Below are 15,773 nucleotides of genomic sequence, written 5' to 3'. Positions count from 1 at the left end.
CCAAGGCAGGGGCCGCGATTTTGATGCCTTCTACTTTCTTTAAGCAACTTGGTATTGGGCAACGTTACCCAAGGCATCTACGGCGCTTTCCCTGACGTGGGCGTTGGAGTCTTCTAGCAAGCGGATTAAGACTGGAATCAAGGCTTCGTTACCGAGTTTTCCAAGGGCGATCGCACTTGCTTGACGAATTTCGGCATTAGGATTTTCAACTAATTTGAGTAAGGCAGGAATTGCTGTATCGGAACCAATTTTTCCTAACGCATCTGCCGCACTTTTACGCACATCGTAGTTGGCATCTTCAACAAGTTTGAGTAAAGCCGGAATTGCCACCTCGGAACCGATTTCGCCTAATGCTTCAGCGACACTTTGACGCACAAAGTTATCTGAATCTTTGCCTGTTGCTAGCAGGTGAGGAATTGAGGCTTCATTTTTCAGTTGTCCGAGGGCTTGGATGGCGCTGTGGCGGACTTCTGGGGCGGTGTCTTTGAGGGCTTTTACTAATAGCGGTTCCATCGCCATATCTCCCATTTTTCCCAATGCTTCTGCTGCTTTTGCCCTGATAGCGGGGCTGGCATCCTGTAGCGCAGTGCAAAAGGTGTCTAATATCATCTGATAGTTTGCCGGATCTTGAATCATCCTGTTAGCCTTTGGTTGGGATAGCGCTTACTTTTCTATCAAATTTTCGTCACGACTTACGCACTCCGCCAAAGAAACCGGGTTTTTTACCGAATCTTCGAGTACGAACGAAGTATCTTCGCAAAAACCCGGTTTCTAACCTCCCGTGCGTAATTCCTATGGCTAATTCACGTCTTCGGATATGCCTTCGATAAAGGCAACAAGTCCTTTGCCCCAGGGGTTTGATTCGGTGAAGTGTTCGCCAACTTTTACTGCTGCTTTTTTGCCACCGTTGTAAAGCCGTTTGAGGCTGATTAGGTTTTGCCACTCGATCGGTTTTTGCTCTTTGATTTCCTTAAATTCTGCATCAATAATATTGAGTGCTTGTTGTTCGTCTTGCACGTAGGTATACTTTTTTTCTAATGCCTGAATGATTTGCACTACTGCATTTAGTGCGGCTTCAGGGGAGGATTGTTGGGCGGCGATGGTGATATTTTGGGCTTGATTGCCGTGGTTATCTCTGAAGTTCAAAGGGGCGTAGAAGGTTGAATTGGAGAAGTCCTGGGTGGGTTTATCAGACATTTCTTTTGTTGTTTTGTGGATTAGCTGGGTGGTTTCGTCAATTTTAGCAAGGATCTCGTTTGGCTGCGGTGGTTTGGCTGGCTGCGGTGTTAGGGACAACTGACGAATCGGGTAGTTGTAGTATTTGCAGGCGGCTTGGATGGCGAGGATGAGGTGGTGAACTTCTTTGCCTGATTTGGAGGGAATTAAGGTGAGGAGGTGGGGGAGATAAGTGGCAATTTTCTCTGTGTGCTGCTTAGCGATTTTGCCTAAGGCATCTGCCGCGCTCCAACGATAAAAGTCTGAATCTTCAACGAGTTTAAGTAATCCCTCAATTGCTGCCTTGTTACCAATTTTTCCTAAGGCTTTTGCCACACTAAAACGCACAGCAGATTTTGAATCTTTAACGAGCTTAAGCAATCCTTCAATTCCTGCCTTGTCACCGATTTTTCCTAAGGCATTGGCTGCTTTCTCACGCACAGCATAGTTTGAGTCTTCAAGGAGTTTAAGCAATCCCTCAATTGCTGCCTTGTCACCGATTTTTCCTAAGGCACTGGCTGCCATCAATCGCACATATGGGTCTGAATCTTTAAGGAGTTTAAGCAATCCCTCAATTGCTGCCTTGTCACCGATTTTTTCTAAGGCATCTGCTACGCTCGATCGCACATCAGAGTCTGAATCTTCAACGAGTTTAAGCAATCCCTCAATTGCTGCCTTGTCACCAATTTTTCCTAAGGCATCTGCCACACTCCAACGCACATCAGAGTCTGAATCTTCAAGGAGTTTAAGCAATCCCTCAATTGCTGCCTTGTCACCGATGTTACCTAAGGCATCTGCCGCACTCGATCGCACATCAGATTCTGAATGTTCAAGGAGTTTAAGCAATCCCTCAATTGCTGCCTTGTTATTGATGTTGCCTAAGGCATTTGTCGCTATCCTACGCATAGAATACTCTGAATGTTGAACGAGTTTAAGCAATCCTTCGATTGCTGCCTTGTTACCGATTTTTCCTAAGGGTTCTGCCACACTACAACGCACATCAGAGTCTGAATGTTTAAGGAGTTTAAGCAATCCCTCAATTGCTGCCTTGTCACCGATTTTGCCTAAGGCATCTGCCGCCATCCTACGCATAGCATAGTTTGATTGTTCAACGAGTTTAAGCAATCCTGGAATAGCTGCCTTGTCACCGATTTTGCATAAAGCTTCGGCCCCACTCCAACGCACATCCGAGTCTGAATCTTCAATGAGTTTAAGCAATCCCTCAATTCCTGCCTTGTCACCGATTTTGCCTAAGGCATCTGCCACACTCCAACGCACATCAGAGTCTGAATCTTCAACGAGTTTAAACAATTCAGAAATCGCTGCCTCGGAACCTATTTCGCCAAAGGCATATGCTACGCTACTACGCACCTCAGAGTCTGAATCTTGAACGAGTTTAAACAATTCAGAAATCGCCACCTCGGAACCGATCGCACCTAACGCATCTACCGCCCTCCTACGCACATCCGAGTCTGAATCTTCAACAAATTTAAGCAATCCCGGAATCGCCGCATCCGATCGCACTTCCCCCAAAAGCTCAACCTTCAACCACCCCGGCACATCCAAGCCATCCACCAACCCAACCGTGCGCTTCTGAAACTGCCGCTGCACCTCCCCCGCCAGCCGCGCCCCCAACATCAAATCCACATCCAAAGCCAGCCGCACCACCCGCACCGCCTGCACCGCGTGCACCTCATCCTCCAACAGCGACAGCATGAACGCCAGAGGCTCCGTCCATTTAAAATAATTCAAATAGAAATGCTGTAACCTTTGATCATCCGTCACATCAGAATGCTTATCATCAAAAAGTTTCTGCAACGCCAGCCCCGCATAATACTCCTGAAATAATTGGTGATGAAACTCAATTTCCTCCGGCTTTGCCGCCACCTGCAACAGATGATGTTTTAGCAGATCTTTTAGCCATTTTCTTGCCTTTATTGGCGCATCCATTACCCCCCGATCGCGCAACCAGCGCTCCAAAATTCCCTCAGCCCGATCGCGCGAAATCGCCACCAAACCCTCCGTAGGCTGCTGCAAATCCCCCTGCAACATCACAAAAGCTAACTGCTGCAAAAGCTCCGACTTGAACCGCCGAAAATCATCCGAAACCGACGCACCGCCCTTAAATTCGTCATACTGGCGATCGAACTTCTGAAACAACTCGCCCTTACTTTGGGGAATTTCCCCGGTTTTTTCAAATACCTCGCACATCATCTTCAACAGTAACGGCGTTTCTGCAATTTCTCGCAGCCGATCGCGCAATTGTCGCAGCAGCGAATCCCCATGTTGTGGCAAATGTTTGTGCACAAACTCCTCCATCTGCGGTTTCGTCAGCGCACACATCTCCAGTTGTTTCTCAATTCCGAAAGATCCGCCCAGCGCCAAATCCCGCGTCGTGAAAATCATCGGCGTATCGGAATTTTCGTCGCGAAATAGCTGGAATTCCTGTCGCCGTTGTGGCGATGGCATCTCATTCACGCCATCCAGCAACAGCAGCAACTTGCCATCCAGCAGCAAATCATCCACGTCTTCCGGGCTAACTCTGAGTTTTGCTTGGCGAAATTCGGCACGGATTGCGTCTTCGATCGAGCGATCGCTCCTCAACTGCACTAATATCGGAATCGGGCCACCATCCTTGAGTGCTTCCCGTGCCAATTCCCACCGAAAACGCTGCAATACCGTCGATTTTCCCGAACCGGGCTTCCCCACTAACAGCACATTTCCATCGCGCAGGTATTTGCGGATTCCTGAGAGCACTTCCAGGCGCTCTATTTTCGTTTCTGGTTTATTTTTTGGGGTTTGGGGCGATCGATCTTCCGGTGAAATTTCCACCCGCACCTCCACCTGTAAATCTGTCAGCGTGTAGAGATCCGGTTGGCTTTCATAGGACTTAATTAGGGATTGCAGATATTTAGGAAAATCAACTGGTGTTGCCATTTGATTGTAGATTTTAGAATATAGATTGATTATAGAATTTCCAGGTATGTAGTTGCGCTTCAGCGCTCTTTGCTTATATAAAGAAAGAGCGCTGAAGCGCAACTACGTACCTAATTCCTGTGCTCTTTCATATATAAAGAAATAAAGAGCGCCCAAGCGCAACTACGTACCTAACAACTACCAATTCCTAACCGTGCAATTCTCCATTAGGCATAATCGTGCCGCGGAATTGAGCGCCCGCTAAATTAGCCGTGCTCAAATCAGCCCTAATCAAACTTGTACGGTGCAAAATAGCATCCCGCACATCAGTTCGAGCTAGATAAGCATCAGTCAAATCAGCTTCACTCAAATTCGCTTGATTAAAATTAGCACGACTCAAATCAGCCCGTACCAAATTAGCACGACTCAAATCAGCCATCACCAAATTAGCATTACTCAACTTAGCATCAGGAAGAAACGCACCGCGCAAATTAGCACCAGCCAATTCAGCATCAATTAACACAGCTCTTTCCAACTTAGCATTTGTCATCACAGCCCAGGAAAAATTTGCTTCTACCAAAGTTGCTTCAGTTAAAAATGTGCCATCTAAAATAGCTTGGTTCAAATTTGCCTGAGTCAAATTTGCTTCCCGCAGAGATGCTTCAGTCAAATTCGCTTGACTGAGATTAGCTTTAGTCAAATCTGCACCCAGCAAATTGACACCCCGCAAATCTGCACCTTGCAAATTTGCACCCCGTAAATTTACACCCTCAAAAATCCGCTGTTCCTTCCGGAAATTCGCACCACGCAAGCAAGCACCGCGTAAATCTGCACCTTGCAAATTGACGCCTCGCATATCTGCATCAGTCAAATTTGCATCGATAAAAACTGCCAAAGAAATGTTGGCTTTGCGAAAATCTACACCTTGCAAACTAGCTCCGTGGAAGTCGGAATCAGACAAATTTGCTCCGCTTAAGTTTGCCTGATTTAAGTTAGCACCCGAAAACTTGGCATTAGTTAAATTTGCACGCTGAAGGTTAATTCTGTTCAGGTATGACATCGTTAAGTTGGCACCCCAGAGATCAGCACTGCTTAAATTGACGCCAATTAAATCTGCACCGCTCAGATGAACGCCTCTCAGATTCATACCTTGAAAATCAAGTTCTCCTGATGTATATCGCCTTAAAATTTCGCTAGCATTCATGTTGTTTTGTTGTTAATTATTGAGAAACTCTACTTGCTATTTAGAGATTGATGGTAGTTATAGTCTCTTAAAGAAGGACGAAAGTTTGTGCAACCCCAAATTTGTATCTGGGAATTTAATTAGTTTTATTCACAAATTCTTGAGTCCAATCGACTGTTTTGTTGCCTAACTGACGCCCGTGAATTTTTACATGAGTCAGAGATGGTGATTTTAAAGTACCCAGTTTTTTGTAAATGTATGTAGCTGTATCCTGTTGGCTTGGGACTTCGGCAGACTCCAGAATGACGTGGAGCCAACCCTCTTTAAATCCCGCTGTGGCAGTAATTCCCCTGGGTTGTAGCAATTGATTGATCAAAATGGCGATCGCCTTTGGTTTGCCTTGTTTTGCCATTTCCACAAGCTGATACTGATTTGGTTTGTGGCTAGAGTTTTGTGGCTCTGTTGCTGAACTATTTTCGGCAATATTCTCCTGGATTTCAGCAGGAGAACCCCCGCTTTCTTTTGACTCAACTTCGCTCAGCATTTCCATTAATTTGTCAGTAAATCCCTGAACTTTTGCTACATAATTTCTGAGATTTTTATATTTCCAATACAAACGCTCCTCGGCACTTTCTGTAGAAAATTTTCCGTTCATAGCAGCTTCTAAGTCGCTGAATATTTGTTCTATTTGCGCCGTTGTGAAGTTAGCACTTTGGCTGACTAAGCCTTTCATTTCCTCTTCCAATCCCAACTTGCGTTTGATGGAATCGGTAATATTGATAGTAACAGGAGCGGCTGGTTCTACACTTTCGACAATGGTCGGCATTTCTGCAACTTCGTCTGTTTCTACCAATTCCTGTCTGACATCAGCAGTGGCATTATTGCTGCTGGTTTTTGAGTCTTTAAACTGTATATTTTCTACCGGAGCAGGCACTAAGTAACTCTTCTGGGGGTCATAATGATAGTGAGCCGGAGCAGCTTGAATGATCTGAGTAATATCCCCAGGTTCAAAATATTCGTTGCGCCTGTCAACCGGGACAATATCTTCATAAAAACTGTTGTTTAAATGCGTCTGATCGTAGTCTTCGGTAGACGAATCTTCGCTAACCGAATCTTCGGCTATATCGCGTTCTTCCTGTTGCAATTTTGCGTAACAAGGATTCATTGCTTTGATGATTACGCTAGCTGCTTGGTCGCATTCGTCGGTGTTGTCGAGTTTGCCCGCAGTTCCGTACAAATTAGATTCGAGTTCTGCCAGGCTGCCACAGACATTAAATAGTTGTCGCAGCAGCTTGTCAAGTTCTTGGGTTTTAAGCAGCAGCCAATCGCGCTCGCTAAAAGTGAAGTCGTGATAAAGAGTAGAAAAAATGAGGATTTTTGCTCTCAGCGGATTGGTTTGCTGTACAATTTTTTGTCGGACATCAAACAAATTTCCGGCGTCTCTTTCTAGCGACTCTCCTGCGGGCAGTTGCGAATTGAAGTGGTCATCAAATGCAGGTGCTTCGTGACCACCAAAATTAGATATATTTGTTTCTAATTTGGTAAAATCTTGGTACTCGTAAAGCCTGCTCAGTTGGCAGACGATTTTATCTGCGACTAAGGCGTACTCGGTTTTTTTGTTAACCTTGGCAACGATATTGTTTAAAACTGTTTCAATATCTTCTAACCTGCTGTATTTAGCACAGATTTCTTCGATCAACTTTCCTACATCTGCGCTGGCGAGTTTTGCCGGATCGTTTTCCCAACTTTCTTTACAAGCAAAAAATATGATTTTTTTAATGCGCGAAAGATTGAGATCTTGTTCAAATTCGCGAACAACTTCATCTAAAATAGATAAAGATTGCATAGTTTTCCTCTCCCAAAAAATACCCTATTAGTCGATTTTAGATTTTAGATTTTAGATTTTAGATTTTAGATTTACTCTCACATTGAATCAAAGGAACCCGAACAGGAGTGTAAAATCTTAGTATCTCCACGACTTAAGTCGGGGACTTGTACCCGTTTTTGGGCGAGTCAAGAGTCAGCGATAAATAATAAAATCATACCACATTTGATAAATGCAAGACTTTGATGCGATCGTAATTGGCAGCGGTATTGGCGGCTTAGTGGCGGGTGCGATGCTGGCTCGCTACGGCAAAGGGGTACTCGTCTGCGAGAGCCACACCATAGCGGGGGGGGCTGCTCACAGCTTTTCGCGCCGGGGATTTCATTTTGATTCGGGGCCTTCTTTTTATTGCGGTTTGAGTGACCCCCAGTCGCTGAATCCTTTGCGGCAAGTCTTGAATATTTTGGAGGAATCGATCGCAGCTATTGCCTACGATCCCCTGGGGCATTACCATTTTCCTGAGGGAAGTTTGCCAGTTTATGCTGATGCGAGAAATTACTTAGATGCTGTAGCTAAATTCGCACCGCAAGGCGCTATAGAATTGCAGCAATTTCAACAAAATTTATTAGTTTTGTATGAAGGTTTGCGGGGAATTCCGGCTTTAGCACTGAGATCCGACTGGCAGTTGATACCCGTGTTGCTGTCTCGCTACTCGCCTGCTTTGCTGAAGCTTTTGCCGTCATTAGGTGCGATCGCCAGTTCGGCTGGTACATTAATGGATAGGGACGTGCAAGATCCTTGGGTGAGGCGTTTGATCGATTTGGAGTGCTTCTTGCTATCGGGCTTGAAAGCGCATGGAACCGTCGCGCCAGAGATCGCTTTTATGATTGGCGAACGATCGCGATCGGCGATCGAGTATCCTGTAGGTGGCAGCGGTGCGATCGTCGATGCTTTAGTTCGAGGCTTGCAGCGCTGGGGTGGAAAATTGCGATTGGGAACACCAGTCGAGCAAATATTAGTTGAATCTGGTAAAACTACGGGAGTTCGCTTGCAAAATGGCGAAATTATCCGCGCCCCAATTGTGATTTCAAATGCTACAGTTTGGGATACTTATACAAAATTACTGCGCCCTGAAGATTTGCCGGAAAGTTACCGAAAAACTGCCTTATCGATGCCCGCCGTAGACAGTTTCATGCACCTGCATTTAGGCATTAAAGCCGAAGGAATCGAAGGCTTGACCGGCCACCACGTCGTCGTTCATGACAGCAAGGTTGACATTACAGTACCCGGAAATACCTGCATGATTTCGATTCCGACTGTGTGGGATGCAACTCTTGCACCGCCGGGACATCACGCGATTCACGCCTATACATTGGAACCTTACGCAGGCTGGGAGTATGGCGGCGGTTATCAGGAAAGGAAACAAGAGCGATCGCAATCTCTGTTCAAAGCTTTAGAAAAAATTATACCGGATTTGCGATCGCGAATAGTCCTGGAGTCGATCGGCACACCGCTAACCCACGCCCGATTTTTGCACCGCTATCAAGGAACCTACGGGCCTGCAATCGCCGCTGGAAAAGGCACATTTCCGGGGCCGCAAACACCAGTCAAAGGCTTATATCGGGTGGGAGACAGCACCATGCCCGGAATCGGGGTTCCCGCCGTCGCAGCATCGGGTATTTTGTGCGCGAATACCCTAGTCAATTCCGACATCACAGCACAATTTTTGTAAACCCAGCCGCCACAGGTTCGTAGTAAGGACTTTAGTCCTCTTATAATTTTAAATAGGACTAAAGTTCTCACTACGAACACTTTATCCACCAGCGGCAAAAGCGCCCATAACTGCGATCGACAAAGCCAAACCGGGCAACAGCAGCATTCCTAACATCAAAGCATCATGTCCGCTCATAACTTTCTCCTGATACCGACGTTCGATAGCTTATCATACCCACCCAGATTTCGCCACCGCCTTAACAATTAAAACCGACAGATTGATTCAGGAGTCACCGGGCAAATCTTATTTACAATCGAATTTCCGCGCAAGTCAAGCGTCGTTAGCTTTTGCAAAGATTGCAGTGGACTGATATCGGAAATTTGATTGTTGTACAAGTCGAGTACAAACAAATTATTCAAAGCTTGCACCGCGCTGATATCAGCAATCGGATTATTGAACAAATAAAGTTGAGTCAAATTAGTTAATGATTTCAGCGGAGTAATGTCTGAAATTTGATTGTTGCCAAGGTTCAGCTCAACTAAATTAGTCAAACCTGCCAAAGGACTAACATCAGATATTTTATTTTCAAACAAAACCAGTTTATTTAATTTAGTCAAAGCTTTCAGCGGAGTTAAGTCCGATATTTGATTCTCGAATAGAAACAGCGTAGTGAGATTTTTCAAAGCAGCCAGCGGACTGATATCCGATATTTGATTTTTGTAAAGGTAGAGTGTCTGAAGTTCAGTTAAATTTGACAGAGGAGCGATATCTGATATTTGATTTCTGTACAGAATCAGCGCATTTAAGTTGGTTAAAGTTTTCACGGGACTGATGTCAGAAATTTTGTTATCAAACAAGACAAGTTCGACAAGATTAGTTAGACGCGCCAGGGGACTGATGTCTGATATTTGATTGGTATCGAGAACGAGTTTAGTCAGATTTGTTAGAGATAAAAGCGGACTGATGTCTGATATTTGATTGACATCTATTATCAGAGTTTTCAGGTTGGTTAAAGATTTCAGGGGAGCGAGGTCAGATATTTGATTGCTACTAAGATTTAGATTAGTAAGTTGAGTGAAAGATGACAGGGGACTGATATCGGTAAGTTGAGCAAGTTTAAGATTTATTTCTGTTGTATTAGCAAGCACTTCGTTAGCTCGATCGCACTCGGTAGTATCTGATATTTGCAACAGTATTTCTACGGTATGTTTCGCGCCGGGAGAGAGATTATCTTTGTGCTTACACCAATCGGGAAAGTTATTATAATTTGTTGTCATAGGTTTTACCTGTTAGTTCTTAAGGTACGTAGTTGCGCTTGAGCGCTCTTTCTTTATTATATGAAAGAGCGCTCAAGCGCAACTACATACCTGTACCTGCACGTGTAAATCTTACATTTCCCGTAAATCTAGCAATTATGTCTAATTTGTGAATCGGATTTTTGCGGATTTTGAGAAATGTTAGCAAAAATTGTGTAAAGTAATCTTAACATCGTTTATTGCATTCATTTACAGGAGCCAACAGCCGACTATGACGCCAGAACTAATTTTCGATGTAGGTAATGTCTTCGTTTTGCCTTTCTGGGCAATTATGATTTTATTGCCCAACTGGGGAATCACCCGCAAAGTGATGAATTCCTTTATTCCGTTTGCCGTGCTCGCCGTCTTGTACATATATTTGTTTGGTAGCAGTCTGACTCCAGAAAATGCGGCTGCTTTGTCCAATCCTAAGTTAGCAGATATTGCTAAGTTTCTGGGGGAGGAAACGGCTGCTGCTACGGGATGGATTCATTTTTTAGTGATGGATTTGTTTGTGGGACGCTGGATTTATTTGGAAGGACAACGGACGGGTGTTTGGACTGTTCATTCTTTGGCTTTGTGTTTGTTTGCTGGGCCGATGGGATTGCTTTCTCATATTTTAACTGCTTGGATTACTGACAAGTTTTTCCCGAGTTCTGATGTGGTGGAAACTGCTAGTCCTTCGGTTTAAGCAGAGGGTTTTCAATAGTTTGGATGTTAATCATCCATTTCTTGATGCAGGTTTTAGTGGTGAGGATTTAAGTTGAGATTTATGGATGCGGACTGAAGTCCTCACTACGAACCTGGAAGAAGGACTGAAGTCCTGACTACGAACCTGCTAGAGGTAGGACTAAGCGGGCGACAATTAAGTTATTTTCTAAGATTTCTAAGGAAAAGTCTCCCCCCATTAAACGTACCGCTCGCTGACAAATTAAGAGATTTTGCCCGATCAACCTATTTGACGTAACGGCCAATATATCGCCGTGAAAACCGCCGTTGAAGCCGGCAAGTAACTGTCGATCGCACTCGCCACTATCAATCACAGATAATTCTAGCCATTCTTCCCCCAAAAGTTGAGAGCGAATCTCAATCTTATCGCCAGCTCCAGAACGCCTGCAAGCCATCGCCAGCAACTCGCACAGGATCAAATCCAGCTTGATGCTATCTCCGCGAACTCCCAAAGTCTTACCCGCAGGCAGCGACACAGCGGTCTCTCTGTTCACTTCCAGCAAGATTCCCGACTGTTTGACCAGGGGGGCCGTGCGATCGAGCGATCGCCTCAGCCAAGCGCTCACAGGAACCGCATCTTGTCCGAATTGCGGCCGCCACTGTTCCTGTTTCAGCACCAAATGAATTGACCCCAAAGCATTGCCAATTTGCCGCAAAACCTGTTGGTAGCGCAAGGTTTTCAGAGCATCTTTTTGTTCCTTCGCCGACTGCAAAATCGACTGGCTCAACTCTCCCAACTCCTTGAGGCCCGCTGCCACAGTCCGGTAAAAATCCTCGAAACGGCGCTGCTTGTACCAGTTGAGCATCTCCAGATCCAATCGCTGCGACTCCTGCGCCGATTGCACTGCCACATACCTGCGCCGCCAAGCCAACTGAGATGCCATCGAACTCAGCAAATTCACCGACAACTCCGACCACTGGCGGCCCGGAGCGTCCGCCACCACCACAATGCCCAAGGGAGCGTGTTCTGGGGCACTCCGCAGCGCCACTGTCATAATTTCGCCAATTCCTGGACTCCGCAGCCACCGCTTTGTCGCCAGCAGCACTTGGCTCATACTCTGTTGCAGCACGCCTCCTGCCGCCAGGGTTTGTTGGATCAAAGCGTCTGTTTGGACAGGAATCAGCGCCTCGGGATTCAGGGCAAATACGGGATTGGCAGCTACTGCGGCGGAGATTGAAGCTGCCTCGTGGCCGGGATTCCAAGTAATTACTGCCACTAAAGGACAGGCAATTGTCTGGGAAACGTGTTCGGCAAAATGACGATCGAGCTTTTGCAGCGGCAACTCTGGGAACATATTCGGCGAAGCAACAGATTTCTGTTGTGGAGATTGCGGCTCGCCCGAATGCTGCAACAGCGCTAAACCCGATTTGATCGATCGCTCAAATTCCTGATATTTGTCAATTTCCGAACTCTGCTGCCAGGAGTGCAGAATCAATCCTAACTGTTGGCTGACTACTCGAACTAATTCTCGCTCCGATCGCCTCCAAGTGCGAGTTGCGCTGTGCCCGACAACCAGCAAACCCTCGATCGATTTTCGATTTTCGATTTTCGATTTTCGACTGGGGTTTTCTCCCTCGGACTGTTTTGTGCGAGTGCTCGATGCCAAAAGCGATCGCACCCCCGCTTCCGCCAGCACTTCCCGCCAAGCGCCCAACCGCCCGTCTTCCTCCCAATTTTCGATCGCCAGAGGTTCCGCGCTTTCTTGCAGCAGCCCCACATCAGCCACATCAAGGGCGTTGAGTGGCGACGGTACTTGTCTGCGGTTGCGGGGCAGATTTTGGGAGACAATTTCAAAGCGATTTTGTTCTTCCCTGTACAACAACAGCAAAAAGTATTCGCACTTGAGCCGAGAGCACAACTGCTCCGCCGTATTTTTCAAAGTCGCCTCCCAGTCAGCATCGCTGTAGATGGCGCGAGCTATTCCGGCAGTTAAATCTCGATCGAGCTGTGTTTGCTCAATCCTCTCCTCCATTTCCGACAGAGGAGCCGTCAGAGCCACTAATTGCGCCGCTCCCCGCAGGTACTGTTTTTCATTGTCTTGCCAAATCCGCGGCTCGCCAGCTTCCACTGCCAAAAATCCCAACAATTCCCCTTCCAAAACAATCGGCGCCGCCAACAGAGAGCGAGCGCGAATTTGCTGCATCAACCGCCCCGTCAGCTCAGTTTTCAGAGAACTGTGAGATTCACCGATCCAAACTATTTGTTGGGCCGCTAAAGCCTGATAAAATTCGCCCAAGTCTTGCACAGTAATGCCCGAAGCCGGTCGGATCTGGCCCAAACCAGGAGCAATTTGGCGGTTGCTAACTCGGCGCCAAAAATAGCGCCGCTCTCGCTCGAACCAATAAACATTAGTGCGCGTCGGCTCAATAAATTCATGGGCTTGTTCGACTACCGCTTGCAAATATTGGTCGAGCGATCGCAATTCCCGCAACTGCGAAATCAGTGCTAACAGAGACTCATCCGGGCGTTTGACCTGTTGTCGCTGCCAATCTTTTTCTATTTGATAAAGAGCAGTTGCCAGTGATCCAAATACGATCGCCAACTGCGTTTTTTCTGCCGAATTTGGCGCAGAACCCCACACGTCTGTCCCCAGCAGAATCACACCGTAGCAGCGGTCTTTGTAGCGCAACGGAAACAGAGTCGTGCCTTGAATATTGTAAGTTTGAGCCGCTTTGCGCCATTCTCCGGCCCTGTTTTCCGATCGCAAATCCGGGACTCCCACGGGCCGGAGCTGAATCACCACTTGTTCCAGCAAATCCCCCGGAGTCAGGGAAAACCGCTGTTTGAGAAAAGACAAGTCACCGTTAGGAGTCATGCCGCCTTTCCCTAACAATCGGTGCGCCTGTCGATCGTACAACCCGATCCAAATCAACCGCCAGTCAAATTCCGCTTGCAAGTAACCGAGTGCCGTCTCCAGCAGCACTTCCACATTCTCCTCTTCTCGGAGAGTTTGGAGCACGCGCTCCAGCCCCGCGATTTGTTCGTCTAAATCCTTCGCTCTTTGCTCCTGCCCCATGTCCCAGATTCCCCACACCTTTGTCCAATTTCAACTTACAAACTTAAAAATTTCAAAATTTAAAATGGAAAAGAATCAACCTATAATATAGTCGTCTAAATTATGCTTCAATCTAAAATGTCGATCCGGTCGATCGCAGTAAAAGTAAAAATCTCACCTTCCCAGGGGAGTAGCTCATTTTTATAAAAAGCATTTTATTGTATATATATAGTGCTGTCCCGGCTCGCTTGGTTATAACCGCAAGCGAGCGGGGACAGCACTATCAAGGCAAAACTGAGATACTCCCCCTTTCCAGTCTCCTGCTGACTATTTTTATTTCCCTTCTGATTTCTCATTTGTCAATAGCCCCAGGACAAGTCATTGGATATTTATCAATTAGGTGTGCGCCCGCTGTTGTTTTCAGTATTGAAAACCGATGCCGAGTGGCTGCACAACCGCACTCTTCAAGTTCTAGAAATAGCAGCCCGAACCCAGTCTAATCCTGCCACCAGTCAAATGCTCTCTCGATTGCAGAAATCTTTGGGAGTCCAAGATTCTCGCCTCGAACAATCGAAGTGGGGACTGAGCTTTAAAAATCCTGTCGGCTTAGCCGCAGGATTTGATAAAAATGGCGTAGCTGCGGACATTTGGGCAAATTTTGGCTTTGGCTTTGCCGAACTCGGTACAGTCACCTCCCAAGCGCAGCCGGGAAATCCCCAACCTCGGTTGTTTCGCTTGTCTGCTGACAGTGCAGCCCTCAACCGCATGGGATTTAACAATCAAGGAGCCGCGGCAATGGCAGCCCGGTTTCAGGAAGCACAGAAAAAGTTAAAATTAGACGGCTCGCGCCCCATGCCTGAGCCTCCTTTCCCCTTGGGCATCAATCTTGGTAAATCTAAGGTAACACCGTTAGAGCTGGCCGCAGCCGATTATTTGGAGAGTTTTAAGCTGCTCAAAGATTGGGGCGACTATTTTGTAGTCAACGTTTCCTCTCCCAATACGCCTGGATTGCGATCGCTCCAAGATGCTGCTGGGCTTAGCACAATTTTGGAAACTTTGCAACAAGAAAATCGGGGAATCAAGCCAATTTTAGTCAAGATTGCGCCGGATTTGGAACCAGAGGCGATCGCATCCATCCTCGACTTAGCAAAAACCTACCAACTAGCAGGAATTATCGCCACCAACACCACGATCCGCCGCGACGGATTGAAAACCCAAATCTTGCCAGAAACAGGCAAACCCATCGCCGAAGAAGCGGGCGGAATTAGCGGAATACCAGTGCAAGTGCGATCGACAGAAGTAATCAGATTTATCTGGCAATATACCAAAGGCGAATTACCAATAATTGGAGTAGGTGGCATTTTCACCGCCGAAGATGCTTGGGAAAAAATTGCCGCCGGTGCGAGTTTAATTCAAGTTTACACAGGTTGGGTTTACGAAGGGCCTTGGATGGTACGCCGAATTTTGGCAGGCTTGCTGCAAAAGTTAGAAGAAAAAGGATTTAATTCAATTTCAGAGGCCGTTGGTTCGGAAAATATTAAATAGTCGAACATTTTTCAAGGTACGTAGTTGCGCTTCAGCGCTCTTTCATAGATATAAAGAAAGAGCGCTGAAGCGCAACTACATACCTGGATCTGAGTACAGCACTTAAAAAAAATGCTTACATAATAATCTGACACCAAAATAGCAGCTTATCCAAGCACTTTTTCAAGAGTAATAAAATAAAAGTTATGAGCGCTGCGTTCAAGATTTTAGCCCTTAAAAATAGGACTAAATCACTCACTACAAACGGGGTTGTTTAGGCTCTTCTGGCTTTTTGGTGAAAAGTGTATAATGAGATACTACTAATTGATTTCTACCGTATGGATCTTCATCTTGACAGACTGCTTAATCTACCCGA

General features: G+C 46.3%; 9 protein-coding genes. 3 read left to right on the top strand and 6 right to left on the bottom strand.

The annotated features are described in order from the left end of the window. Positions 1 to 39: 39 nt before the first annotated feature. The 4 genes from JGK16_RS00920 to JGK16_RS00905 all read right to left on the bottom strand — a co-directional run bounded on the left by JGK16_RS00920 (position 40) and on the right by JGK16_RS00905 (position 7,160). Positions 40 to 609, bottom strand: a complete 570-nt coding sequence (locus tag JGK16_RS00920) for a HEAT repeat domain-containing protein (protein ID WP_293189284.1) — start codon at positions 607 to 609, stop codon at positions 40 to 42. Positions 610 to 798: 189 nt separating this feature from the next. After that, on the bottom strand, positions 799 to 4,152 hold the full coding sequence (locus tag JGK16_RS00915; protein ID WP_293189282.1) for a HEAT repeat domain-containing protein: 3,354 nt from the start codon (positions 4,150 to 4,152) through the stop codon (positions 799 to 801). Positions 4,153 to 4,339: 187 nt separating this feature from the next. Next, positions 4,340 to 5,335 carry a pentapeptide repeat-containing protein gene (locus JGK16_RS00910; RefSeq protein WP_293174353.1) on the bottom strand — a complete coding sequence of 332 codons (996 nt, stop codon included), beginning with the start codon at positions 5,333 to 5,335 and terminating at the stop codon, positions 4,340 to 4,342. A gap of 115 nt (positions 5,336 to 5,450) precedes the next feature. Beyond that, complete coding sequence (locus JGK16_RS00905; protein WP_293174356.1) at positions 5,451 to 7,160, bottom strand: hypothetical protein; 1,710 nt, start codon at positions 7,158 to 7,160, stop codon at positions 5,451 to 5,453. Positions 7,161 to 7,371: 211 nt separating this feature from the next. Between JGK16_RS00905 and JGK16_RS00900 the strand changes: the two genes are divergently transcribed. Further along, positions 7,372 to 8,871: an NAD(P)/FAD-dependent oxidoreductase gene (locus tag JGK16_RS00900; RefSeq protein WP_293189280.1), complete on the top strand. Its 1,500-nt coding sequence runs from the start codon at positions 7,372 to 7,374 to the stop codon at positions 8,869 to 8,871. 245 nt (positions 8,872 to 9,116) lie between these two features. Here JGK16_RS00900 and JGK16_RS00895 read toward each other — a convergent pair whose 3' ends face one another. Continuing rightward, positions 9,117 to 10,130 carry a leucine-rich repeat domain-containing protein gene (locus tag JGK16_RS00895; RefSeq protein WP_293174363.1) on the bottom strand — a complete coding sequence of 338 codons (1,014 nt, stop codon included), beginning with the start codon at positions 10,128 to 10,130 and terminating at the stop codon, positions 9,117 to 9,119. Positions 10,131 to 10,380: 250 nt separating this feature from the next. On the opposite strand from JGK16_RS00895, the gene JGK16_RS00890 reads away from it, so the two are divergent. Then, complete coding sequence (locus JGK16_RS00890) at positions 10,381 to 10,839, top strand: ABA4-like family protein (RefSeq protein WP_293174365.1); 459 nt, start codon at positions 10,381 to 10,383, stop codon at positions 10,837 to 10,839. Positions 10,840 to 10,975: 136 nt separating this feature from the next. Here the strand turns inward: JGK16_RS00890 and JGK16_RS00885 are convergent, their stop codons facing one another. Beyond that, positions 10,976 to 13,894, bottom strand: coding sequence for a GAF domain-containing protein (locus JGK16_RS00885; RefSeq protein WP_293189278.1), 2,919 nt, complete (start codon positions 13,892 to 13,894; stop codon positions 10,976 to 10,978). Positions 13,895 to 14,254: 360 nt separating this feature from the next. On the opposite strand from JGK16_RS00885, the gene JGK16_RS00880 reads away from it, so the two are divergent. Next, the gene (locus tag JGK16_RS00880) at positions 14,255 to 15,418 is read left to right on the top strand and encodes a quinone-dependent dihydroorotate dehydrogenase (protein WP_293174371.1); all 1,164 of its coding nucleotides are present in this window, start codon (positions 14,255 to 14,257) and stop codon (positions 15,416 to 15,418) included. Positions 15,419 to 15,773 lie beyond the last annotated feature (355 nt).

The sequence above is a fragment of the Microcoleus sp. PH2017_09_SFU_O_A genome, assembly GCF_020738625.1.
Taxonomy (GTDB): domain Bacteria; phylum Cyanobacteriota; class Cyanobacteriia; order Cyanobacteriales; family Microcoleaceae; genus Microcoleus.
Note: the sequence above shows the minus strand (reverse complement) of the source record. Positions and strands in the feature narration are given on the sequence as shown.